This window comes from Pelosinus sp. sgz500959 (genome assembly GCF_042610375.1).
In the GTDB taxonomy this organism is placed as follows: domain Bacteria; phylum Bacillota; class Negativicutes; order DSM-13327; family DSM-13327; genus CTSoil-075.
This window is the reverse complement of record NZ_JBGJZL010000018.1, coordinates 42,560-66,491: the sequence shown is the minus strand read 5'-3', so window position 1 is coordinate 66,491 and position 23,932 is coordinate 42,560. Positions and strand designations below refer to the sequence as shown.

Below are 23,932 nucleotides of genomic sequence, written 5' to 3'. Positions count from 1 at the left end.
GTATAGAAAAAATCTTCCCTGGGACAGGGACATTCATATCCTTCATCAATATTATACATAAAACTGATTGTTCGGAGTTTTTCTGACCCAAAATGAATAATCCTTCTGTACTATATCTTACAGGGGACAGGTTGTTTGTCCCAAATAAAGAAAGATAAAGGTTTACAAGGCATTGCAATAAGGGAATTAGCAAGGATAACATGAGCATCGGAAAGTGTGATTGATGGTCTATAAGGGACAGAAAACCTGTCCCTTTGTCCCTTCATAAAGACGAACTGAAGACAGAATAAAGACAAACTGAAGACGAACTGAACGTGAGTGGTACTAATGCTTTGACGGTAAAAAGTTGGGTCTTTTTATGGGTCTTTTCATCTGCAAATGGGTCTTATTTTAAAACAATGCCTACCAATCAATAAGATTAAGAATCCAGTATTTATAACGGTTTGTAAGCATAATAAAACATAAATAAAGAGCTAAAATTATACTTCGAATCAATAAGTCGGGGATTCGCATCCCTCCGGGGTCACCATTGAAATTACGCCTTCGCAGGTTCTGCGGAGGTTTTTTTATGTCAAATTGAGTCTCGAATTGGGGATTCATGCTTTTAGACGAATACAAATGAATACGAATAAACAGCAAAACACAAGCTATTTTGTAGCTTGTGTTTTTGCTGTTATTTACCTGCAAAGGTTGTTTCTCCTAGGCAGTAGTTATGCTAATACTTGCTTGATATAATTTGCGATTTCATCATTTTGGCAGTTGGCAAAGAAATATTCTTGGAATTTTTCTCCACTTACTGCACCTTTTAATAACTCTTGATCAATATTTTTCAAAATAGTTATCATATCTTGATGGGTTACTTTTTTAACTTCATCCAGAATTTTCTTATTGCGTTGTTCTGGAATGACTCTGTCTTTTGGATATCCTTGTCCGCTTTGTCCTAAAAATAATTTTTCGAAAACATATTCAAGGTTTAACTCAGCACCCCAGCCAAATCCTTTTGCAAATGGCATTGAAATTGCATTTCCATCATTGATTTGAGCAAACATATATGCATCAGATGGGTCTACTACATATCCGCATAACACTCCAGGAAAGGAGTTGCAAGATAGCATTGCCCCTGCTCCTGTACCGCAGCCTGTTATGACATAATCTACGGCTTTGGAATTTAGCAATATGGCGGCAAGAATCCCATTTTGTACATACGTTAATTGATGCTTATCGTCTGCACCATACATTCCATAGTTAAATACTTGGTGTCCCATTGGTTCTACTACTTTTTTCAAAGCGGAACAAATCATTTCATTTTTAGCGGCTTGGCTATTTTCATTTATTAATGCTATTTTCATATTTTCATTTCTCCTATCCTACAATTTAATAATTAAGGCTGTTTTCCAATATAAGCTAAGATGCCCCCATCTACATAAAGAATATGTCCGTTTACAAAATCAGAAGCAGCAGATGCTAAAAATATTGCAGGACTTTGTAAATCTTCAGGTGTTCCCCAGCGAGCAGCTGGTGTTTTTGCAATAATAAAGTTATTGAATGGGTGTCCCTCTTGTCTGAGAGGTTCTGTTTGTGGTGTTGCAATATAACCAGGTCCAAGGCCGTTACATTGAATATTAAACTCTCCATATTCTGATGCAATATTTTTTGTCAACATCTTCAATCCGCCTTTAGCGGCTGCATAGGCAGATACGGTTTCACGTCCAAGTTCACTCATCATGGAGCAGATGTTGATAATTTTTCCATGACCTTTTTTAATCATTCCTGGAATGACTGCTTTTGCTACGATAAATGGCCCATTTAAATCGATATCGATTACTTGACGGAATTCTGCTGCTGTCATTTCAATCATAGGGATACGTTTAATAATACCAGCGTTGTTGACAAGAATATCGATTACCCCAACTTCTTGTTCTACTTTTGCTACCATGGCTTGTACTTCATCTTCCTTGGTTACGTCAGATACATAGCCAAAAGCATTGATTCCAGCTTCTTTGTAAGCTTTGATTCCTTTATCCACTAGCTCTTGATTTATGTCGTTAAAAACAATAGTTGCACCTGCTCCAGCATAAGCACTTCCAATCGCAAAACCAATTCCATAAGATCCACCAGTGACTAATGCAACTTTTCCTTCTAAGGAAAACTTTTGCATAATATTCATTAAAAATTACCCCCTTTTTTTAGATCGCCGCTACTATGGATTTTTGTTTATTTTACCTATAAGAATAGTATATCATACTGATATTTCACAATCTTGTCATTTTTTCTTATAAATATTGCATATCTTGAACAAGATAATTATAATTAACATAAAAAAGGATATATGTAATATGGAAAAATTCGCATCATGTAAAGTAGCCATTGCGGAATGCCTAAAAAATAAATATTATGCAATAGCACATTTGCACAAGGAAGAACAAACAATGGATATGCATATCCATGATTGTTTTGAAATTTATTACTCCATTTCAGGCGGAAAACAGTTTCTTATCGATAATCGTTTTTATGATATTAATCCAGGAGATTTATTTGTAATTAATCAATTTGAGAGTCATTATTTAACTCAAATTAATAATATGGTTCATGAACGTATTATTATTTCCATTCATCCTGATTTTTTAAAGGAAATTTCAACAATAAAAACAGACCTTAGCTATTGCTTTACCGAGCGTAGTCAAACATTCAACCATCGTATTTCATTAAACAAAGAGCAACAGCATCGCTTTCTTTATTTCATTGGCAAAATAACCACATCAAATGAATTTGGAAGTGATATTATTGAGCGCGTAGCTTCTATGGAAATGATGGTTATGATCAATAGTTTATTTCTAAATAATCATAGTTCAGAAATAGAGGATTCAAACTTTCAGTACAATGAACAGGTACAAGAAATCCTTTCCTACATCAATCAGCATATTACCGATGTGATTACTGTAGAGCAGCTGGCAGAGCAGTTCTACATTAGTACGTCTTATATCTGCAGAATTTTCAAGGCAACTACAGGTACTACTATTAACAAATACATTAATGCCCGACGTATTAGCATAGCAAAATCTTTATTAGCTATGGGTCTAGGAGTCAGCGAAGTTTGTGAGAGGTGCGGCTTTAATGATTACAGCAACTTCTTAAAGGCTTTTACAAAAGCAGTGGGGATATCTCCGAAAAAATATGGACAATATAGTGCTAATTAATTGTTATGTTTATTTAATGTATTATCACTTAGTTTTCGTAGTGAAATACCGCAGAAAGGTCATCGACAACACCATTTCCGATAGACTCAAAGAAATATTTGAGTACATATCTCCCAATTACAACATTGCCTTACAGGAATGGAATCACGATATTGACCACATTCACATCTTGTTCAAAGGTCAACCAAACAGCGAACTCTCCAAATTCATCAACTCCTATAAAAGTGCTTCCTCACGCCTCATTAAGAAAGAATACCCACAAATCAAACAAAAACTCTGGAAAGAAGCTTTTTGGTCAAAGAGTTTTTGCTTACTTACTACTGGCGGCGCACCCATCGAAATCATTAAGAAATACATTGAAAAGCAAGGTGAAAAGCTATGATGAAGGCTTTCAAGTATCGAATGTATCCGAATCAAGAGCAACGAGAGTATTTTACTAAAACATTCGGCAGCACTCGCTTCATCTACAATCGAATGCTCCACGATAAAATCGAGCATTACAAACTAACTGAGCAAACCCTAAAGAATACACCAGCACAATATAAAACTGAATTTCCTTGGCTCAAAGAAGTGGACAGCCTAGCACTGGCTAACGCCCAAATGAACTTAGAAAAAGCATACAAAAACTTCTTTCGGGACAAAAGCGTAGGTTTTCCTAAATTCAAGAGCAAAAAGAACAACCACCGTAGCTACACCACCAATAATCAAAAAGGTACTATAAGCATCGAAAATAACTATATCAAACTACCAAAACTAAAATCAGCCATAAAAATTAAGCAACACAGACTTTTCGATGGTCTAATAAAATCCTGCACCATCTCACAAACCCCAAGCGGTAAATATTTCGTGTCGGTACTGGTGGAATGCGAGATTGAGAAAATGCCACAGTTAGAAACAAAAATTGGCGTTGATGTCGGATTAAAAACCTTTGCCGTACTATCGAATCGTACAGAAATTGAAAATCCAAAATATCTTCGTAAATCCGAAAAACGACTAACAAAGCTACAAAAAGACCTATCCAGAAAAACGAAAGGGAGTAACAATCGTGCCAAGGCAAGACTGAAAGTAGCCCAATTGCACGAGAAAATTACCAATCAGAGAATGAATTTTCTTCACAAAAAATCTTTCAGAATGATTCGCGATAACCAAGTGATTGTTTTGGAAGATTTGAAAGTAAAAAATATGGTCAAGAATCACAAACTAGCAAAAGCCATATCGGAAGTATCCTGGGGAATGTTTCGTCAGCTTATTGAATACAAGACGGAATGGTATGGTAGACAAGTGATTATCGCACCATCCAATTATGCCAGTAGTCAACTTTGTTCCGATTGTGGTAATAAGTCTAGTCAAACAAAAGATTTGTCTTGTAGAACTTACATTTGCAAAGAATGTGGTCTAGAGATTGACCGTGACTACAATGCAAGTCTAAATCTACTCAAATTAGCCATATGATATAAGACATATAGCTAATCGGGGCTGGTGCAGTCCTTAGAGCCTGGGTAAACTTGCTGCGTTAGCGGTATTGACCAGGAAGCCACCATCCTNGTCTAAATCTACTCAAATTAGCCATATGATATAAGACATATAGCTAATCGGGGCTGGTGCAGTCCTTAGAGCCTGGGTAAACTTGCTGCGTTAGCGGTATTGACCAGGAAGCCACCATCCTCTATAGGTGGTGGTAGTTCACTGACAGTTGTTTTATCTCTAAAGCAAATTCATTCTTTTTTACTACTGTCTTATATAATCTAGGTTGAAAAGGCATTTTTTTTACTACATATCTAATTTCATTAAAATCTGACTGCGTTGTTCTACATCCAAGGATAATTCCACTTAGATATATGGGATTATAGTTTGCAGGACCAACATATTCAGGTGTAATGGCTCTATATTCATCTTCATAAACCCAATCATCTGATTTTATTAAGCAATAATCTTTAACTTCTTTAAAATTTTTATTAAAAAGAGTAAAAATTGGACGATTACGACGGTAATCTACCTTTTGCGGGAGGATTGCTGATAGATGTTTAGATAATTTAGAGGGAACTGGTATTATAGTTTGATCGGATGGAAAGTCAAACTGCAGACAAATCCCGCGATGGTAATCTGCATAGTGGGCCCACATTAATAAATTATCTGGTTTGGTAGTGAAACAGCATATACCTACGTGTTTTTTTATTCTATTTGTTAATTGTCTTGCATATTCTTCCGCTCTTTTTGTATTTTTAAATTCTTTGGTTGCTTTACGTTTTGCCGCTTTAGGAAGTAACCGATCTTTTTCAAAGAGGTCTATAAAATGATGTAGTGAGATTTTTTTATTATAGTTGACTTGAAACGATGGAGAAGTATCAAAAGGATCATTCATTAGGCTCGGAGCTTGAAAATATAATATTGAGTGTATAAGATTATTCCGAATATGTTCATTCTTGTTTATGTCCCAAGGGCAATATTTATAGAGCCTCAATAAATACACCTTCTTAAGTTTTTTAGGATTCATCAAGCTTAAGCAAAAAAATATGGGTGGATTTGCTTGGTACTTGGGGAGGTATTATCATCGCGAGCTTATTATCCTCAATGACAATACAATTCATGCATTCTTTTATATCCGAAGCTCTGGCATTGCCGGAGCTTTTTGACGTTTACGCGTCGGTATAAGTTCCTATTTATAAGTAAAAGGACATCAGGAACTCTTCTAAAATTTGAGAATAGTTTATATAAATAAATCATAATTGAGGGATTAGTATGAAATGTGATAGTGTTAACAATATAGTAATTATAATCATAATACTTACGATAATGATAGATTTTCTTGCTTTATTTACTGAACTATTCGATCAAAAATGCGAAAAGAAAGCAGAGCGTGAACAAAAGAAAAAAGAAGAAGAAGTTAACCGGGAACTTGCAGATTTACGCAGGCGAATTTCATTATTGGAGAAGCAAGCGAGTCAATAAATGGTGAGAGATGATGGGGATTTTTTTAGATATATTTCGTCATTAAGCAGGAATTAAGAAAGTTGTAGCGAAATAACCAAGAAAGTTTAGTCGATAAACTAAGTTGCATTTAAATATGTAAGATAGGATGATGAGTGAATATATATGAAAACTGCTGATCAATTGCTTGTTAAGCAAATTAATAAAATGTTAGTTTTAAATACTATTTATAAGGAAAAACCTATTTCTCGTGCGGAAATAGCCAAACGTACTGGTTTGAATAAATCAACGGTCTCTGCACTCGTGGATGAATTGCTGTCAGAAGGATTGACGTTGGAAATAGGAACAGGTGAGTCACAAGGCGGGCGGAAACCAATTAACCTGTCGATCAACAAAGAAATTGGCAGTGTGATAGGGATTGATCTTGGTGTGAATTATATATTAAGTATATTAACTAATTTTGCCGGTCAGATCATATGGGAAAAGCGGATTACCATTAAAAATATCATAGATTCGCCGCAACAGAAAATTCATGATTTATTTGAATTAATCAAGGAAACGATTGAACATGCACCAGAGACCAGACGAGGTATCATTGGAATGGGGATTGGTGTGCCTGGTATGGTAAATTATGACCATGGTCATGTTCTATCTGCACCTAACTTACTATGGGAAAACATTAAACTTAAAGACCTTGTAGAAGAAGAGTTTCAAATTCCGACACTGATTGATAATGAAGCGAATGCAGGTGCGATTGGTGAAAAATGGTTTGGCTTGGGCAAAAAAGCATCAGAACTCGTGTATGTCAGTGCAGGAACAGGGATAGGGGCAGGCATCGTTATTAACAATGAATTGTACCGTGGTTCACGAGGCTTGGCTGGTGAAATTGGACATATGACTGTTGATGTTCATGGGATCAGATGCACTTGTGGTAATGTAGGGTGCTGGGAAGAATATGCATCGGAGAAAGCATTGATTCGATATTTTAAAGATCATGCGACTCAGTATCCTGATAGTATTTTATTATCAAAATCTAGTTCTGAATATATCGACAATTTGAATATATTTCAAATTATTGATGCAGCAACAAAAGGTGATCAACTGGCTATTGAAGGATTTAAAAATATTGGCTATTATCTTGGTGTTGGAGTATCAAATTTAATTAATGCATTTAATCCCGAATGTGTAGTTATAGGTAATGCTTTGCCATTAGTAGGTGATGTTCTTATGGATGAATTGCGTAACGAAGTTGCGCGTCGTTGTTTTTCTTCTAAATATTCCAATATAAAAATATCCTCATCAGAACTTTATATGAATGCATGTGCCCTAGGAGCGGTCGCTTTAGTGATATCAAGAATTTATGCTTCTCCAGTGTCCAGATAATGATCTAGAATGATATTTTCTTTTCTGCTTTTACGTAAAGATAAGTAAAGAGGTTGCCAGTATTGGCGACTTGACAAAAGTCAAGCCGTCAATGCTGGCATTATATTAATTCTATAATATAAAAAAAACGTAAAAATTTTCAAAATAATGAGTTTAATTAAAGGAGTTTTTAAAAATATAACGAATAGTTTATCCATACAACAAACCAATAATTTTTGAAGTAATAGGATATTAAAGATAACATCAAAAAATAAGAAAATCATTTATAATAAAGAATAATCCGTCAAAAAATGATATTTAATAGATTTAAATTATCAATATAAGACAAAAAATTAAAATAAATGATTAAAAAAATAAAAAATTAGAAAATACTGAATTATTTTAAAGGAATTTCTAATTTTACAACGAATAGTTTATCCATACAACAAACTAATTAAAAAGATATAAAAATCTTAAATTTTAATATGACAACTTACTTTAAAATGGTCACGATGATTAGACCGTATCATTAACATGGGAACTAACAATGAAAGTGGTGAGTTATGAATGAATTTCCTTGGTATTGATCTTGGTACATCCTCTGTAAAGTTATTAGTAATGAACGAAAAAGGTAAGGTTATTCAAACTGTATCAAAAGAGTATCCAGTATATTATCCTAGATCCGGTTGGGCTGAACAAAATCCTGAAGATTGGTGGAATGCTACGAGTGAAGGGATTCGAGAAATTACTGAAAAGACTGGTATAAAGGATCTAGATATTCAAAGTATCGGACTTAGTGGGCAGATGCATGGCTTGGTTTTGCTCGATAAGGATAACAAGGTGCTGATGCCGGCTTTACTATGGTGTGATCAAAGGACGCAAGATGAATGTGATTATATTACTAAAGAATTAGGATGTAAGTTGTCGCAATATACTGGAAATAAGGCGCTAACAGGTTTTACAGCACCAAAAGTGTTATGGGTAAAACGTAACCATCCAGAAGTATATGAAAAAATTAGCCATGTGCTGTTACCGAAAGATTATATTCGTTTTAAATTAACCGGTGAATATGCTTCCGATGTATCAGATGCCTCTGGAACACTTTTCTTTGATGTAGCGAATCGATGTTGGTCTCAAGAAATGCTTGAACTTCTTGGTCTACCTGAGGATGTCTTACCAACATGTTATGAATCTTTTGAAGTGACTGGGAAGATTACACAAGAGGCTGCTAAACTCACTCATTTAGGATTTGGAACTCCTGTCATTGGTGGTGGTGGTGATCAGGCCGCTGGTGCAGTTGGTACAGGTATTGTTACTGCAGGTATGGTTTCTGTGGCTCTTGGAACGTCTGGTGTTGTCTTTGCTTGTCAGGATGACTACGCAGTGGATGATGAAAATAGGTTGCATGCCTTTTGTCACAGCAATGGTAAGTGGCATGTGATGGGGGTTATGCTAGCAGCCGCTTCTTGTCTGAAATGGTGGGTGGAGGAAGTCTGCCAATTAGATGATAATGGCTATATCCTCTTACTAGAAGAAGCTGAGAAGATCGCTCCAGGCTCTGAAGGATTGATATTCTTACCTTATCTAATGGGTGAACGTACTCCTTATAGTGATCCACATGCGAGGGGGACATTTATAGGACTGAGCATGGTACATAACAGAGCCCATATGACACGGGCTATACTAGAAGGCGTTACTTTTGGTCTTAGAGATTCACTCGAAATTATTCGTGAACAAAATCTTCCTACGACTGTGGTTCGAGTCAGTGGGGGTGGAGCAAATAGCCTGCTATGGCGACAAATTATCGCTGATATCTTTGGATTAAGGGTAGAAGTAGTAAACTCTGTGGATGGTCCAGCTTTTGGTGCGGCTATCTTAGCGGCTGTCGGTGTAGGAGTTTTTGATAGTGTGGAAGAGGCCTGCAGCGCTATTATTGGAACTGTTTGGAGTACAGAACCTAATGAAGAAAATATTGAGAAATACAATCGTGTGTATCCGATTTACCATCAGTTGTATGAGACTCTTAAAGATACATTTAAAGTCATGAGTACAATGTAAAAGCAAGATCACGATATGATCCCCACGCTTTGCATAAAAATAAAAGAAGAACTAGGAGGAGAATATGAAATATTTTAATAATGTAGGAAAAATTGCTTATGAAGGTGCTAAATCTAAGAATCCATTTGCTTTTAAATACTATAATCCAGAAGAATTAGTAGCAGGTAAGACAATGGAAGAACAGCTTCGCTTCTCTGTAGCTTATTGGCATACTTTTACTGGGGACGGTTCTGATCCATTTGGCAGTGGTACAATGCTCAGACCGTGGGATAAATTGACTGGTATGGATCAAGCGAAAGCGAGACTGGAAGCCGCTTTTGAGTTGTTTGAAAAACTAAACGTTCCTTTCTTTGCATTTCATGATCGTGATATTGCTCCTGAAGGAGATACGTTACAAGAAACTAACGAGAATTTAGATACAATTATCGCTCTTATGAAAGAATATATGAAAACGAGTAAAACAAAAGTATTATGGAACACCGTCAATATGTTCTCTCATCCACGTTTTGTCCATGGTGCAGCCACAACTTGCAACGCTGATGTATTTGCATATTGCGCTGCACAAGTAAAAAAAGGTCTGGAAACAGGAAAAGAACTAGGCACAGAAAATTATGTATTCTGGGGTGGTCGTGAAGGGTATGAAACTCTTTTAAACACTGATCTTACATTAGAGCTTGATAATTTAGCTAGATTTATGCATATGGCTGTGGATTATGCCAAAGAAATTGGTTATACTGGACAATTCCTGATTGAACCAAAACCAAAAGAACCTACTAAACATCAATATGATTTTGATGCACAAACTGTGATGGCTTTCTTAAGCAAATATGACTTAAAAGATCACTTCAAAATGAACATTGAAGCCAATCATGCAACTCTTGCTGCACATAATTTCCAACATGAATTAAGAATGTCTAGAGTCAATGGTGTTCTTGGTTCTGTCGATGCCAATCAAGGTGATACAATGCTTGGCTGGGATACAGATGAATTTCCGACAGATTTATATGAAACGACCCTTGCCATGTATGAAATCTTGAAGAATGGTGGCTTGGGTAAAGGTGGCTTAAATTTTGACGCTAAACCTAGAAGAGGATCTTTTGAGCCTGAAGATTTGTTCTTAGCTCATATCGCTGGTATGGATAGCTTTGCCAAAGGTTTGAAAGTTGCTAGCAAACTCATTGAAGATCAAGTTTTTGAAAAAATTATTGATGACCGTTATGGTAGCTTTAAAGAAGGGATTGGTTTAGAGATTATCTCAGGAAAAGCTAACTTCCGTACACTTGAAGCTTATGCGCTGCAAAATAAACCAATCAATAATAAATCTGGTAGACAAGAAAATATAAAAGCCATTCTAAATCAATATCTTTTAGAATTTTAATGGCAATTTTAAAAAAGAAAGGAGTGGATATAAAGACTAAATTGAGTACCTCAGGGTGGTCGGAATATTAAAATATTGGGGGAAAAGCATTGTGTTTAAAAAGAAAAGTGTAAAAATGCTTGCTATGGTGTCCGTTTTAATTGTTTCACTGTTCATGATGGCTGGATGTACAAAACAAGAACCGACAGCAGCGAAAGAGGGGACTGCACAAAAAGGTAAAACCATTAAAATTGGTTTGAGTATGGATGATTTAAGGCTCGAAAGATGGCAGCATGATCGGGATTTATTTGTAGGGAAAGCAAAAGAACTGGGTGCTGAAGTTGTTGTACAATCAGCGAACGGAGATGACCAAACTCAGTTCTCACAATGTGAAAATCTAATTGCCCAAGGCGTAAATGTTTTGGTTGTCATACCTCATAATGGTGAAGCCATGGCACCAATCATTGAGCAAGCTCATAAAGCTGGCATTAAAGTTTTGTCATATGACCGCTTGATCACAAAATCCGATGTAGATTACTACATTTCTTTCGATAATATTAAAGTTGGTGAAATGCAAGCAGAATCCATTGTTAAACTGGCTCCTAAAGGAAATTACTTCTTAATGGGAGGATCACCTACAGATAATAATGCAAAAATGTTCCGTTCAGGACAAATGAAGGTGCTAAAACCACTGATTGATAAAGGTGATATTAAAGTCATTGGTGATCAATGGGCAAAAGACTGGTTACCTGAAGAAGCACTTAAAATTATGGAAAATGGCTTGACTGCCAATAATAACAAAATAGATGCTGTTGTTACATCCAATGATAGTACTGCTGGTGGTGCAATTCAGGCATTAACAGCGCAAGGTATGGCTGGCAAGGTGCCAATTTCTGGTCAAGATGCTGAACTGGCTGCTTGCCAAAGAATTGTGGAAGGTCTGCAAACCATGACAGTGTATAAACCTATCAAACTTTTGGCAACGGCAGCGGCTGATGTTGCTGTTAAATTGGCAAAAGGTGAAACTCCTAAATCTGATGGTGTAGTGAACAATGGTAAAATTGATGTTCCATCCGTTCTTTTGACACCTGTTGCTGTTGATGCAAAAAATATGGTAGAAACAGTGATAAAAGATGGTTTCAATAAATTAGAAGAAGTATACAAAAATGTTCCAAAGGATAAATGGCCTAAGGGATAATTCAAAGAGCAGGTGAGAGACTCATCCTCTCTTACCTGCTAAATTTGAACATGGGGGATAAAAATGGACGAATTTATTTTAGAAATGAAGGGGATTGTCAAGGAATTTTCTGGAGTAAAAGCCCTAAATAATGTTTCATTTAAGGTGAAAAAAGGAGAAATTCATGCTCTATGTGGTGAAAACGGTGCCGGTAAGTCCACATTGATGAAAGTATTAAGTGGTGTATATCCCAATGGGACTTATGAAGGCGAAATTGTTTTCAACCAAAAGAATTTGATGATCCGAAATATTTCTGATGCTGAACAAGCAGGTATTGCAATTATTCACCAAGAATTGGCGTTATTTAAAGAACTGCCTGTATATGAAAATGTTTTTATCGGCAATGAGCTACATTCAAAGGGGTTTGTTAATATACCAGCGATGTTGGCGAAAACTCAAGAACTTCTAAAAGAAATGAAGTTAGATGTTAGCCCCTATACCCTTGTCAAACATCTGGGAACCGGACAGCAACAATTAATTGAAATTGCGAAAGCCTTATCGAAAAATGCTCAAATGCTCATCCTCGATGAACCGACAGCCTCTCTTTCTGAAGGTGAAGTCGAAATTCTGATGAATATATTAGCTGAGCTGAAGGCAAAGGGTGTTACTTGTATTTACATATCTCATAAACTCGATGAGGTATTCCGATTGGCAGATACGGTGACTACGATCAGAGATGGTCAATCAATTGGATCAGAATCAATCAAGAATCTAACTAAAGATGATATTGTAAGGATGATGGTCGGGCGGGAAATCGCTGATTTATATCCCAAAGAAGTCCATGTAACCGATCAAGAGATTTTTTCAGTCAAAAATTATACAGTGTATGATGTCAATGCACCAGATAAAGAGATCATTCATAATGTGAGTTTTTCATTAAAACGTGGAGAAGTATTAGGATTTTCAGGTTTAGTTGGGGCAGGACGTACAGAACTAGTTTCGGCTATTTATGGTTTTCACTCGGGAAAACGTAGTGGAGAAGTGTATTTAAATGGTGAGAAAATAGCAATTCATCATCCCAATGATGCGCTGCAGCAAGGCATTGCCATGGTTCCTGAAGATCGTAAACGCCATGGAATCATAGAATCAATGTCTGTGATGCAGAATATGACATTGGCAAATATCGACAACTATCGTTTGCGATTAGATGGCATAGACGATTGTAAAGAACTGACAGATGCTAATCAATACATGGCAAAGTTAAAAATAAAAGCACCAGGTTTGGATGCCTTCATTAAGAATTTGAGTGGTGGTAACCAACAAAAAGTTGTGCTAGCAAAATTTTTGTTACGCAAATTAAAGGTATTGATCTTAGATGAACCGACACGTGGTATTGATGTTGGTGCCAAATATGAGATCTATAATTTGATTAACCAGTTAGCAGATGAAGGGATCGGCATTATCATGATATCCTCTGATTTATCAGAAATACTCGGTATGGCTGATCGGATTATCGTAATGAATGAGGGCCGAATCAATGGCGAATTTATTAACAAGAACATTGGTCAAGAAGAAATCATGCATTGTGCTGTAGGGGGGGCTGCTAAGTGACAACTATGATAGAAAAAAAAGATGTGCCAGTTGCTAGTAATAAAAAGAATTTATTTAAAGCACTTTTTAACTTTGATGTAAAAACATACACCATGATACTGGCGCTAGTATCGATCTGGATCATTTTTAGCGTAGCGACCAATGGAGACTTTCTCACATCAAGAAATTTGTCCAATTTATTTAGACAGATGTCGATCACTGGTATTCTTTCCATCGGGATGGTTTTTATTATCATTACTGGACACATTGATCTTTCAGCAGGATCGTTAATGGGGCTCCTCGGTGGTATCGTAGCGATTTTGAATGTTTGGTTTAAATTTGATGGTGTTGTAGCGATGGGGATCACACTCCTAGCAGGATTGGGGATTGGTTTATTCAATGGTTGGTTAGTTGCTTATAAAAAAATACCTGCTTTCATTGTGACATTAGGTGGCTTGTTAGTTTTCAGAGGAATACTCGTAGGGATGACGAAAGGAACTACTGTCGCTTCTCTTGGACCCGAAATTAAATTTTTAGGTAATGCCTATCTAATTGATGGAATTGGTATAGCCCTAGGCATACTTGCTATCGGTGCAATTGTTTATAACTCTCTAAATGGTAGAAATTTACGTACCCAATATGGTTTATCCATTACGCCGATGCCGGTGGAAGTGGTAAAGATTATTTTTGCTGCCGTATTGATTGGTCTATTTGTCTTAGTTCTTAATTCTTATCAGGGATTGCCCGTTCCCGTTCTCATACTTGCTATTTTAGCCGTTATATTTTCCTATATATTGACGAGAACAGTGTTTGGGCGTCGAGTTTATGCCATTGGTGGTAATGGAGAAGCCGCTAAGTTATGTGGTATTAACGTTCCGAAAATGACATTAACGTTGTTTGCCATGCATGGATTGTTAGTTGCGATTGCTGGAATACTGCTGACTTCTCGTTTGAATGCTGCATCCGTTGCAGCTGGGCAAAATGCTGAAATGGATGCCATTGCTGCTTGTGTAATTGGTGGTGCTAGTTTAGCAGGGGGTGTAGGTAGTGTAGGCGGTGCAATTGTCGGAGCATTGGTTATGTCCAGTTTAGATAATGGTATGAGTATGCTAAACATTGAAACTTTTTGGCAGTATATTGTGAAAGGTTGCATATTAGTCATTGCTGTATGGTTTGATATTGCTACTAAAAATAAAAAATAAGATGGATTTATAATAAAAAAAGCTTTCGCAAAATTTGTGAAAGCTTTTTTTATTATCGATCACTGCTATTTTCAGCAATTTCTACTTTGAGTAGTGAACGTACATTTTCAATCTGATTGGCAATGCTCATGAAAGGAGAGCTGGCAAAATGAAGACCAATTGCAAAGGGAAGATGATTGATGAGGGTAATGAGCAGGGAACCAGAATCACCACCAGCTGTCATCGCTGTATTGACAATTTGATCTTTAAAGCGGGCTACTTTTCCTCCTTCGTAGGATACATCAACAGTAGCATTCGTTGCTACGATTCTACCTCGGGTAAAGCCAGTGGTACGACCTGTTTTTTGCACCAATAGACCGACGTTTACTTTTGATTTTGGTAGCCAGCCACGAAGATGGCCCATCCAATAGATGGCTCTATTCAGGTTGTGTAGCTGCCCTTGGGCTATTGCAGCATCGACAACATTATTGTGCAGGTAACGAGGGATAAATGGTTCAAAGTCAATGGGAATAAAGCGGCTCAAGGTGGCAATGGTATCAAAGGGAGAGGAACCACCATCGACGCGGCCTGGCTGAATAATTGGGTCACCAGGGTAAGCATTGTTTTCTTCCGCAAGGACGTGGTTATTACTTAAGATATAATATTTTTTCGGAATGCCTATGTTTTTAGGAAGTAGGTCATAAACACATGTACCCATGGTTCCAGCTGTAATCCTAACATGACCAATGCTATAACCGCCTTGTGCTGGGCGAATACGTTCAGTGAGGTTAGAGGACCCAGCGCTAAATTGTGAACTACTAGTCTTAGCCATTAATCTTCCGACAGGAATAACATCCATATCGATGCCATAGAGTGACGATGGCAATAAATTGACCTTAGATAATTTATGGGAGGCTACTTTCTGAGTGACTAGCGCCATGAGTGCTGGTCTACCAGTAGGTTGATTGTTTTTCCATTTTACTCCGATCCCGAGCCCGACAACATTGGCAAATAAGTTATCAGGGTGCAAAAAGTCATCGACAACATCAGTGTGGAGTTGTTCCAACATAGCTAAATCAACTGCAGATAATGTCAGCTTATCCTCATTATTCATTGAGATGCTCCCTTCGCGGGACGTATTTATAGAATAAGAAATATACTATTTTTATATAATATTTGGTGGCGAAGAATTTGGTGCTATAAGTAAAATATTTTACGAAGAAGAATTTTAGTTGCAGTATTTGTAATTACTATTATAATGAAAATATTACTTGAGTTGTTATGAAGACTTGATTGAATAAAGAAGACTTGGTCACTGAATAAAAATGTAAAGGGGTGTTCTTTAATGGATCGTAAAAAATCTTGGGAAGATAAAGAAGAGTTAAAAAAACGTCTTACAAAGCTACAATATGAAGTGACGCAAAATCAAGGAACTGAGCCGTCCTTTGATAATGAATATTGGAATCATAATCATGCCGGGATTTACGTTGATATTGTATCTGGTGAACCTTTATTTAGTTCAATGGATAAATATCAGTCTAGCTGTGGCTGGCCAAGCTTTATTAAACCTTTATCACCAGAAGTTCTGATCGAAAAACCTGATGATAGTCATTTTATGCACAGAATTGAAGTACGCAGTAAAGAAGCAGATTCCCATTTAGGTCATGTTTTTAATGATGGGCCGACATCGACGAAGCTGCGTTATTGCATCAATTCAGCGGCGTTGCGTTTCATTCCGAAAGAAGACTTAGTCAAAGAAGGATATGGTCAATATCTTGATTTATTTACATCTCATTAGAACGATAGGGGTTATTGAATGAAGTATACAAATATCGTACAGGGAATTTTTATAAAACGTGTCAATCGTTTTATTGCTCATGTATTGATTAATCATAAGGAGCACATTGTTCATGTAAAAAACACGGGTAGATGCAAAGAATTACTGATCGCTGGGGCTGTCGTCATTCTGGAACCCGCAAGAACTCCAGAGCGGAAAACAGCCTTTTCTTTAATTGCAGTGTATAAAGGTGAACGATTGATTAATATGGATTCTCAGGTGCCTAATCATGTTGTATTTGAAGCCATGCAGGCAGGAGGCATTCCAGAGATAAGCGTAGTCAGGGCGATGAAAAAAGAAGTGACTTATGGAAACTCTCGATTTGATATTTACTTTGAATCAGATCATCAGCAGAATTTTATTGAAGTCAAAGGTGTAACTCTTGAAGAAGAGGGAATCGTGATGTTTCCTGATGCCCCTACCTCGCGTGGCACTAAACATATTTATGAAATGATCAAAGCTGTAGAGGCTGGATATGGGGGCACGATCTTTTTTTTAATTCAAATGAAAGATGTCCATTATTTTAGGCCTAATGTGGTAAGGGATCCAGAATTTGCTCAAGCATTAACACTAGCAGCTGCCAAGGGTGTTAAGCTACTTGCTTATGATTCAGTTGTACATGAAGATGAAATTGTTCTAGGAGATCGAGTACCGATCTTTTTGTAAGAGAAAAGTGAAATGGGTGATAATTATGTATTTTGATACTGCTGAGGGACCGGTATTTCGTCCACCGAGTGAGGCAAATAGTTTTATTTTGCGAGTGACCATAGGGTGCTCTCATAATCGTTGTACTTATTGTAATATGTATCGATCTGTCAATTTTCGTGTACGTACCATGGATGAGATCATGGCGCAAGTCAATGCAGCGATTAGTTATAAGGAGTATATTCGTCGGATATTTTTAGCTGATGGAAATGCTTTAGTCTTACCAACGGATACCTTATTAAAAATTCTTGCTATGTTAAAAGAAACTTTTCCTAAATTGCGCAGAGTATCTTGTTATGCTGGGCCAAAAGATATTTTACGTAAAACACCTCAGGAATTACAGCAGTTATATGAAGCTGGGCTAACTTTAGTGTATTATGGTATGGAATCAGGTGACGATGAAGTTTTAAGTCATATCTGTAAAGGCGTCAATGCGCAGGAGTCTATTGCTGCAGGACAGCGAGTCGTTGCCTCAGGCATGAAACTATCCATTATGGTGATTGTAGGTCTAGGAGGAAAAGCAGGTTCAAAAGGACATGCACACTATACCGCGATGGCAATTAATGCGATAAAGCCCAATATGTTAAGCGCTCTAACCTTGATGATGTATCGTGGGAGTGAACTGCGGGAAGAATATGAACAAGGGAAATTTGAAATTTTATCACCTGCAGAAAGTATGGGTGAATTGTATGAACTCATTCGTGAGCTTGACTTACCCCTTACCTCTCATTGTTTATTCCGCAGTAATCATATTTCCAATCATATTGCGCTAGCAGGTACTTTACCCCATGATAAAGAAGAACTGCTCAGTGCAGCTAAACGAGGAATGGAAGAACTCTCTATGCTCACAGAATGGGATGTTTATAATAATGTAGAACGATAAGATCATTGCACTTGATCGCAAAATGGTGATGATGGATTTTAGGGAAAATTTAATTATTTAACTATCTGACTATTGTAATTTAATAAAAAGTAGAGTATAGTTATTGATGTTAGTATTTGTATTGTAATGAATAACTTCATAATTAAATATTTTTGAAATAGGTGCCCTTCGGGGCTTAATAGGGAAGACCGGTGTAATGCCGGCGCGGTCCCGCCACTGTAATGAGGAGCAAACCCAAGGTATACCACTGAGACGTAAGTTTTGGGAAGGTTTGGGCTAGCAATGATCCAGAGTCAGGAGAACTGCCTATTTATCAATCACCGTTTTACCCACGAGCGATGGGGAGGGGATTAAGTGCCATTCAAGGTTGTATTGTACTTATATCCCGGCGTATTTTGCGCCGGGATTTATATATAACTAGGATGTTCTTAATGTAATCTCCCGGCTTGTGGTCGGGAGATTACTTTTTTTATGGTATGTGGCTATTTCGTATTTGGGTGCGTCATAGCTTGGCATATAGATCAAACTTTCATTATTCAATTTATTGCGATGGCTGTCGTGGGTTAGACAGTTGGTTCCGTGGATACGGAACTTCCTTTTTCAGTCAGGTGCAGTGTGGTGTAGGTATCTTACCGTTTTAAACACGACATGCTCTGTCATAAAATGAAGGAATGATCCTTCATAAAAAGTTGCGGTAGTTTAGTTGAAAACTTAGTGTTATTATAAGTGAGGTGAATGAGTGACAATTCAGTAGTCAGTAATCTAAATTTTATTTTTTAAATTTGAAAGGTTAGGTGTATCTTGATGAAAAAAATCATGTGGATATTAGGAATTTTATTTTTATCGGCAACTATGATTGGCGGAATGACAATGACGCAAAAAGTAAGTGCTGCTGCTGTTTCTGAGGGTAAAAAAGCTATTTTGGTGGTCAGTTTTGGTACAACTTATGGCGATACACGGAAAGTTACAATTGATGCGGTAGAACAAAAAATTAAACAAGCTTTTCCTGACTATGAAGTCCGTCAAGCTTTTACATCGCGCATTATTATAAAGAAATTAGCAGATCGTGATGGCATACACATGGATACGGAAAAACAAGCATTAGAAAAATTGAAAAAAGAAGGGTATACAGAAGTCATTGTGCAACCATTACACATGGAAGCTGGTGATGAATACGAAAAAGTGAGTCGTATTGTAGATACCTATGTACAAAATAAAAGTTTTTCTAAGATCTCTCTCGGCCGTCCTATTCTTTATTTTGTAGGACAAGAAGGAAAGCCAGATGATTATGCGATTGCTATTGAAGCATTGAAAACTCAATTGCCGAAATTAGGCAAAGGTGAGGCTGTTGCATTTATGGGTCATGGTGGTGTTAATCCATCCAATGCTGCGTATGGTGCATTGCAACTAAAGTTACAAGATGGTAAACTAAATAATGTATTTATTTTTACCGTTGAAGGGTATCCAACGATTGAAAACCTTAAGGAAACACTAAAAGAAAAGAAATTTAAAAAAGTAACATTAATGCCTTTTATGGTTGTAGCAGGTGATCATGCTAATAACGATATGGCCGGTGATGAGAAAGATTCATTCAAATCCCAGCTTATTGCAGCAGGATTCAAAGTAGATACCTATCTTCACGGGCTTGGTGAAAATGCAGCTATTCAAGATATTTATGTACAACATGTAAAAGATGTGATCGATGGAAAATACAATAAAAATGAACGAAGCAAAGATGCACCTGTTATTCCAGTGATTGATTAGACGTATTGATTCATTTCATACAGATAAACGACTGACGTTCTGACGATTCCATTCTGGATTTTAAAAGGAAGTATCAATACTGAAAGACACACAAGACTTGATTCAGATGGAGTTAACACTCTATCTGAATCTTATTTATACTTATCTACCAGGCTTTGGCCGCTTTTAACTCTCGTTTGTAGAAGATGTAAAGCTTAGAGTGGTTTAGTTATGGAATATAATAAGGGGAGTTATATATTGTGAAGAAAGCAATCTTAGTTGTTAGTTTTGGTACAACCTATCAACGTGGACTGGAGTCAAGTATTGAAAGCATTGAGAAGAAAATAAAAGCAACATTTCCTGATTATGAAGTACGCCGCGCTTTCACATCACGCATTGTGATCAAACGATTAGCAGCGCGTGACGGTCTGCAAATTGAGAATGAAAAAGAAGCATTACAACGGCTGCAAGACGAAGGTTATCAAGAAATTTATATTCAACCTCTACATGTGGTTGTTGGTGCAGAGTATGATAAGGTGAAAAAAATAGTTGTACATTCTGCTCATGCTAATGTATTCCATAAGATTGTGATTGGTCGCCCGCTTCTTTATTACACAGGGCAAGAAGGAAAAGCAGATGATTATTTAATTGCGATTCAGGCGATTAAAGAACAATTACCAAAGGTTCAAAATCAAGAAGCTGTTGTCTTTATGGGCCATGGAGGATTACATCCTGGGAATGCAGCTTATGCTGCCTTGCAGATGAAAATCGAAGATGCAGGTTTGGATCATGTATTTGTCTATACGGTAGAAGGTTACCCTACTCTAGAGAATGTGATCCCAAAATTAAAAAAACACAATATAAAAAAAGTCACTCTTATGCCATTTATGCTAGTCGCTGGCGATCATGTTACAAATGATATGGCGAGTGATGAAGAAGACTCTGCTAAATCGCAGTTGCTCAAAGCTGGATTTGAAGTTGATGTCTATCTTGGTGGTTTAGGAGAAAATTCTAAGATTCAAGATATTTATGTGCAGCATTTAAAAGATACGATGAATGTATAAAAGATAAAGGACTGTGTTGAATTTTTTTCAACACAGTCCTTTATTTAGTTTTAGGATTGCATATTGTTGGTTTTTTATTTTTGCTTATCAGCGGCAGTAATGGCTGACATCGTAGCATTTACCGCTTCATTACTACCGAAAAAAGCCATAGTATTCACATGTTGAGGACAATTGCCAACAATTTCAATAGCAATCACATTTCCAGCCTTCTGGCCAATATCAGTATAATAAAATAAACTAGGAAGATCAGTTTGAAGTAGACCGATCGCAGCAAAATGAGTATCTTCTACTAGTTTCTTTGACTCTTTTGCCGTTCGACGCAGTAATAAAGCAACAGTACTTGGACGTGGAGCATGGATGATACGAGTAATAATCATGATTCTCACCTTCCAACAAACAAAATATCGGTTTTTTTCAAACATTCCCTTTCAATATAAGAATACCCTTTGTATTTTATTGCGAGTTACTTCAATATTATTGTCATAGCAATTTGAGGTTGGTGAAAAGTTATTTTTTCATATGGGTATTATTAACATCTTGATCGTAATGATAAGGTTTGATAAATCATATATATAGCACTATAATATGATTTATATTATAGTGCTATATATACATAATTTATAAAGAAGGTGAGACAATAATGGTTGGACAGACTTTACTCATTGTAGATGATGACGCTCAAATTCGTGAGCTGCTGAACCTTTATTTTAAAAAAGAAGGATTTGCAGTTGAAGAGGCTGCTGATGGTGTGGAAGCCATTCGCAAAGTCGTAGAGAAGAAGCCTAATTTAGTGATTCTAGATATTATGATGCCTATACTTGATGGTATCGAAGTCTGTCGTGAAATACGGAAATTTTCTCGCATACCCATTATTATGCTAACTGCGCGCACTGAAGATGAGGATCGTATTATGGGGCTTGAGCTCGGGGCCGATGATTATGTTGCAAAACCTTTTAACCCTCGAGAAATTGTAGCTCGGGTTAATGCTGTATTAAGACGTGTTCCTGATATGGACTATGTTAAGGCTGATACAATTGAATTCCCACAATTAGAAATTAATATTACGGAACATACGATCACTACTTTTGGCAAACAAGTATCCCTTACAGGTAAAGAGATGGAATTACTATGGTGTCTTACATCTCACCCAGGAAGGACCTTTTCCCGGGAAATACTCCTTGAAAAAGTATGGGGTTATACATATTTTGGTGAGACACGTACTGTTGATACTCATATTAAACGTCTAAGGCAAAAACTAGGATCAAAAGAAAATACTCCTTGGGATATTCAAACCGTGTGGGGCGTCGGTTATCGTTTTGTGGTTCAACAATGAAATATTCATTGCAGTTAAAATTATTGTATAGTTTTATGTTGGTGATTGTAGTCATGCTAGTTGGCGTATCCTTTGGTGTATCTCTTATCATTAAGGAAGAGACGGTAGCAAGTAAGCAAGAAGAACTCATTGAAAAAGGCTCCGAATTGGCTCAGGCGGTGAGTTCTTTTCAACAAGAACATGGCAGTCTTGAAGAATTGCCTAGTTTTTTAAATAGCATAGATGGATTTGTTGAATCACGAGTCTGGATATTAAATCAATCACGACAGGTGATTGCCATGTCTACAGCCCAAAAAGGGCAAGGTGTACAAATCTCTAAAGTGAATCGCCCTAGCAAAGGGATGGGGGCGGGATTTATACGGAATGAACTTGATCCTGTTTTTGAAGGTAAAGTTTGGACCAAAATATTTGATCACCCTTTTTATGAGGAAAAAATGTTAGTAGTTGCCGTACCGATTATCGCTGCTGATGGCAGTGTAGAAGGTGCAGTACTGCTCAATAGACCAGTGACGGAAATTAATTCTTTTTTATATAATATTTATTATTCCATTGGGATCGCAGGATTAGTAGCTTTCCTTCTAGCTCTACTAGTTGTCAGTCGGCTCACACGTAGTATTGTTCGCCCGCTTAAGGCAATGCAAGAAACGGCTGCTGCGATGGCCAAAGGTGACTATAGTACCTCTGTTACCGTTGAAAGTCGTGATGAAGTAGGAAATTTGGGAGTTGCTCTCAATTCGTTAGCTCAAGATTTAGCCAGTTATATTGAAGAACTTAATCAAATTGAAAAACTTCGTCGTGAGTTTGTAGCCAATGTATCTCATGAGTTTCGGACACCTATGACGATTATTCGTGGATATAATGAAGCATTAATGGATGGTACTGTAAATGATTCGGAATTAGTCAAAAAATATCACAGTCTCATGGGAGATGAAATTCTACGATTAGAACGTTTAATTACAGATTTATTAGACTTAAGCCGTTTACAATCATCAACGGTACCGATGGAAAAAGAAAAATTGCCACTGGCGACGCTGGTTGATAGTGTTGTCAACTTAATCAGGCAACAGGCCGAGCAAAAGCAAGTCTCGATTATTGTTAATACGCAAAAATCAAACTCCGCGATTTGGGGCAATGGGGACCGTATTATCCAACTTCTGCTTATCATTGTGGATAATGCCTTAAAATATACTCCGGCAGGTGGTACAATTACCGTCGGTATAGTGATGGAAAATGATTGGGTTGTATTAACAGTGGTTGATACAGGGATTGGGATACCAGAAACAGATTTACCTTATATTTGGAATCGACTTTATAAAGTCGATAAATCTCATTGTCGCGCTAATGGTGGTACAGGCTTGGGATTGGCTATTGGGAAAGAAATTATTGATTTACATCATGCAGAGGTTAAAGTAACCAGTCAAGTACAGCAAGGTACAACCGTAACGATTCGATTTCCTCTTGCTGATAAAATATCAGAATGATGAATGAAACTCTTTCGCAATATCTGAGGGGCCAAC

Annotated in this window: 21 protein-coding genes, 1 pseudogene and 1 riboswitch; of the genes and pseudogenes, 17 read left to right on the top strand and 5 right to left on the bottom strand. The window is 37.0% G+C overall.

Translation table 11 applies throughout. The annotated features are described in order from the left end of the window. Positions 1-710: 710 nt before the first annotated feature. Together ACAN52_RS19965 and ACAN52_RS19960 are read right to left on the bottom strand one after the other, a co-directional pair. Positions 711-1,349: an RpiB/LacA/LacB family sugar-phosphate isomerase gene (locus ACAN52_RS19965; protein ID WP_378956790.1), complete on the bottom strand. Its 639-nt coding sequence runs from the start codon at positions 1,347-1,349 to the stop codon at positions 711-713. A 32-nt stretch (positions 1,350-1,381) separates the two neighbouring features. Further along, positions 1,382-2,167, bottom strand: a complete 786-nt coding sequence (locus tag ACAN52_RS19960) for a gluconate 5-dehydrogenase (RefSeq protein ID WP_378956789.1) — start codon at positions 2,165-2,167, stop codon at positions 1,382-1,384. 169 nt (positions 2,168-2,336) lie between these two features. Here ACAN52_RS19960 and ACAN52_RS19955 point away from each other — a divergent pair, with 169 nt between their 5' ends. The 3 genes from ACAN52_RS19955 to tnpB are packed head-to-tail and all read left to right on the top strand — an operon-like array spanning position 2,337 to position 4,649. Then, the gene (locus ACAN52_RS19955; protein ID WP_378956788.1) at positions 2,337-3,197 is read left to right on the top strand and encodes an AraC family transcriptional regulator; all 861 of its coding nucleotides are present in this window, start codon (positions 2,337-2,339) and stop codon (positions 3,195-3,197) included. Further along, positions 3,175-3,579 (top strand): IS200/IS605 family transposase, encoded by a 405-nt coding sequence (gene tnpA, locus ACAN52_RS19950; protein WP_378956786.1) that lies wholly within the window; start codon positions 3,175-3,177, stop codon positions 3,577-3,579. Before ACAN52_RS19955 ends, tnpA begins: the two co-directional genes overlap by 23 nt. Further along, positions 3,576-4,649, top strand: coding sequence for an IS200/IS605 family element RNA-guided endonuclease TnpB (gene tnpB / locus ACAN52_RS19945; protein ID WP_378956785.1), 1,074 nt, complete (start codon positions 3,576-3,578; stop codon positions 4,647-4,649). Before tnpA ends, tnpB begins: the two co-directional genes overlap by 4 nt. Positions 4,650-4,863: 214 nt before the next feature. Here tnpB and ACAN52_RS19940 read toward each other — a convergent pair whose 3' ends face one another. Next, positions 4,864-5,658, bottom strand: a complete 795-nt coding sequence (locus ACAN52_RS19940; protein ID WP_378956784.1) for a DUF2971 domain-containing protein — start codon at positions 5,656-5,658, stop codon at positions 4,864-4,866. Between the two features lie 278 nt (positions 5,659-5,936). On the opposite strand from ACAN52_RS19940, the gene ACAN52_RS19935 reads away from it, so the two are divergent. The 7 genes from ACAN52_RS19935 to ACAN52_RS19905 all read left to right on the top strand — a co-directional run bounded on the left by ACAN52_RS19935 (position 5,937) and on the right by ACAN52_RS19905 (position 14,871). Next, positions 5,937-6,146 (top strand): hypothetical protein, encoded by a 210-nt coding sequence (locus ACAN52_RS19935; protein ID WP_378956783.1) that lies wholly within the window; start codon positions 5,937-5,939, stop codon positions 6,144-6,146. Between the two features lie 144 nt (positions 6,147-6,290). Continuing rightward, positions 6,291-7,508 carry an ROK family protein gene (locus tag ACAN52_RS19930; RefSeq protein WP_378956782.1) on the top strand — a complete coding sequence of 406 codons (1,218 nt, stop codon included), beginning with the start codon at positions 6,291-6,293 and terminating at the stop codon, positions 7,506-7,508. A 546-nt stretch (positions 7,509-8,054) separates the two neighbouring features. Then, positions 8,055-9,545, top strand: a complete 1,491-nt coding sequence (xylB, locus tag ACAN52_RS19925; RefSeq protein ID WP_378956780.1) for a xylulokinase — start codon at positions 8,055-8,057, stop codon at positions 9,543-9,545. A 64-nt stretch (positions 9,546-9,609) separates the two neighbouring features. Next, complete coding sequence (gene xylA, locus ACAN52_RS19920) at positions 9,610-10,923, top strand: xylose isomerase (RefSeq protein WP_378956778.1); 1,314 nt, start codon at positions 9,610-9,612, stop codon at positions 10,921-10,923. A gap of 91 nt (positions 10,924-11,014) precedes the next feature. Next, positions 11,015-12,100, top strand: coding sequence for a D-xylose ABC transporter substrate-binding protein (gene xylF, locus ACAN52_RS19915; RefSeq protein ID WP_378956777.1), 1,086 nt, complete (start codon positions 11,015-11,017; stop codon positions 12,098-12,100). 63 nt (positions 12,101-12,163) lie between these two features. Beyond that, positions 12,164-13,690, top strand: coding sequence for a xylose ABC transporter ATP-binding protein (locus tag ACAN52_RS19910; RefSeq protein WP_378956776.1), 1,527 nt, complete (start codon positions 12,164-12,166; stop codon positions 13,688-13,690). A gap of 5 nt (positions 13,691-13,695) precedes the next feature. Next, on the top strand, positions 13,696-14,871 hold the full coding sequence (locus ACAN52_RS19905) for a sugar ABC transporter permease (protein WP_378956795.1): 1,176 nt from the start codon (positions 13,696-13,698) through the stop codon (positions 14,869-14,871). A 52-nt stretch (positions 14,872-14,923) separates the two neighbouring features. On the opposite strand, the gene ACAN52_RS19900 is transcribed toward ACAN52_RS19905, so the two are convergent. Beyond that, positions 14,924-15,964, bottom strand: coding sequence for a hypothetical protein (locus ACAN52_RS19900; protein ID WP_378956775.1), 1,041 nt, complete (start codon positions 15,962-15,964; stop codon positions 14,924-14,926). Positions 15,965-16,204: 240 nt separating this feature from the next. Here ACAN52_RS19900 and msrB point away from each other — a divergent pair. The 5 genes and pseudogenes from msrB to ACAN52_RS19875 form a co-directional block, all read left to right on the top strand. Next, positions 16,205-16,648, top strand: a pseudogene (gene msrB / locus ACAN52_RS19895) (peptide-methionine (R)-S-oxide reductase MsrB); the annotation flags it as partial. An 18-nt stretch (positions 16,649-16,666) separates the two neighbouring features. Continuing rightward, positions 16,667-17,353, top strand: coding sequence for a DNA/RNA nuclease SfsA (gene sfsA, locus ACAN52_RS19890; RefSeq protein ID WP_378956774.1), 687 nt, complete (start codon positions 16,667-16,669; stop codon positions 17,351-17,353). Between the two features lie 25 nt (positions 17,354-17,378). Continuing rightward, positions 17,379-18,275, top strand: a complete 897-nt coding sequence (locus ACAN52_RS19885) for a radical SAM protein (RefSeq protein WP_378956773.1) — start codon at positions 17,379-17,381, stop codon at positions 18,273-18,275. Between the two features lie 142 nt (positions 18,276-18,417). Beyond that, positions 18,418-18,600, top strand: a riboswitch (cobalamin riboswitch). A gap of 479 nt (positions 18,601-19,079) precedes the next feature. After that, positions 19,080-20,039, top strand: a complete 960-nt coding sequence (locus tag ACAN52_RS19880) for a sirohydrochlorin cobaltochelatase (protein ID WP_378956772.1) — start codon at positions 19,080-19,082, stop codon at positions 20,037-20,039. A gap of 236 nt (positions 20,040-20,275) precedes the next feature. Further along, a complete protein-coding gene (locus ACAN52_RS19875; RefSeq protein WP_378956794.1) occupies positions 20,276-21,082 on the top strand; it encodes a sirohydrochlorin cobaltochelatase in 807 nt (268 codons plus the stop codon). Between the two features lie 74 nt (positions 21,083-21,156). Here ACAN52_RS19875 and ACAN52_RS19870 read toward each other — a convergent pair whose 3' ends face one another. Continuing rightward, a complete protein-coding gene (locus ACAN52_RS19870) occupies positions 21,157-21,459 on the bottom strand; it encodes a hypothetical protein (protein ID WP_378956770.1) in 303 nt (100 codons plus the stop codon). 263 nt (positions 21,460-21,722) lie between these two features. On the opposite strand from ACAN52_RS19870, the gene ACAN52_RS19865 reads away from it, so the two are divergent. Both ACAN52_RS19865 and ACAN52_RS19860 read left to right on the top strand, forming a co-directional pair. Then, positions 21,723-22,415, top strand: coding sequence for a response regulator (locus ACAN52_RS19865; RefSeq protein ID WP_378956769.1), 693 nt, complete (start codon positions 21,723-21,725; stop codon positions 22,413-22,415). After that, positions 22,412-23,896: a sensor histidine kinase gene (locus ACAN52_RS19860; protein WP_378956768.1), complete on the top strand. Its 1,485-nt coding sequence runs from the start codon at positions 22,412-22,414 to the stop codon at positions 23,894-23,896. The genes ACAN52_RS19865 and ACAN52_RS19860 overlap by 4 nt, the downstream gene beginning before the upstream one ends. Positions 23,897-23,932: the final 36 nt, after the last annotated feature.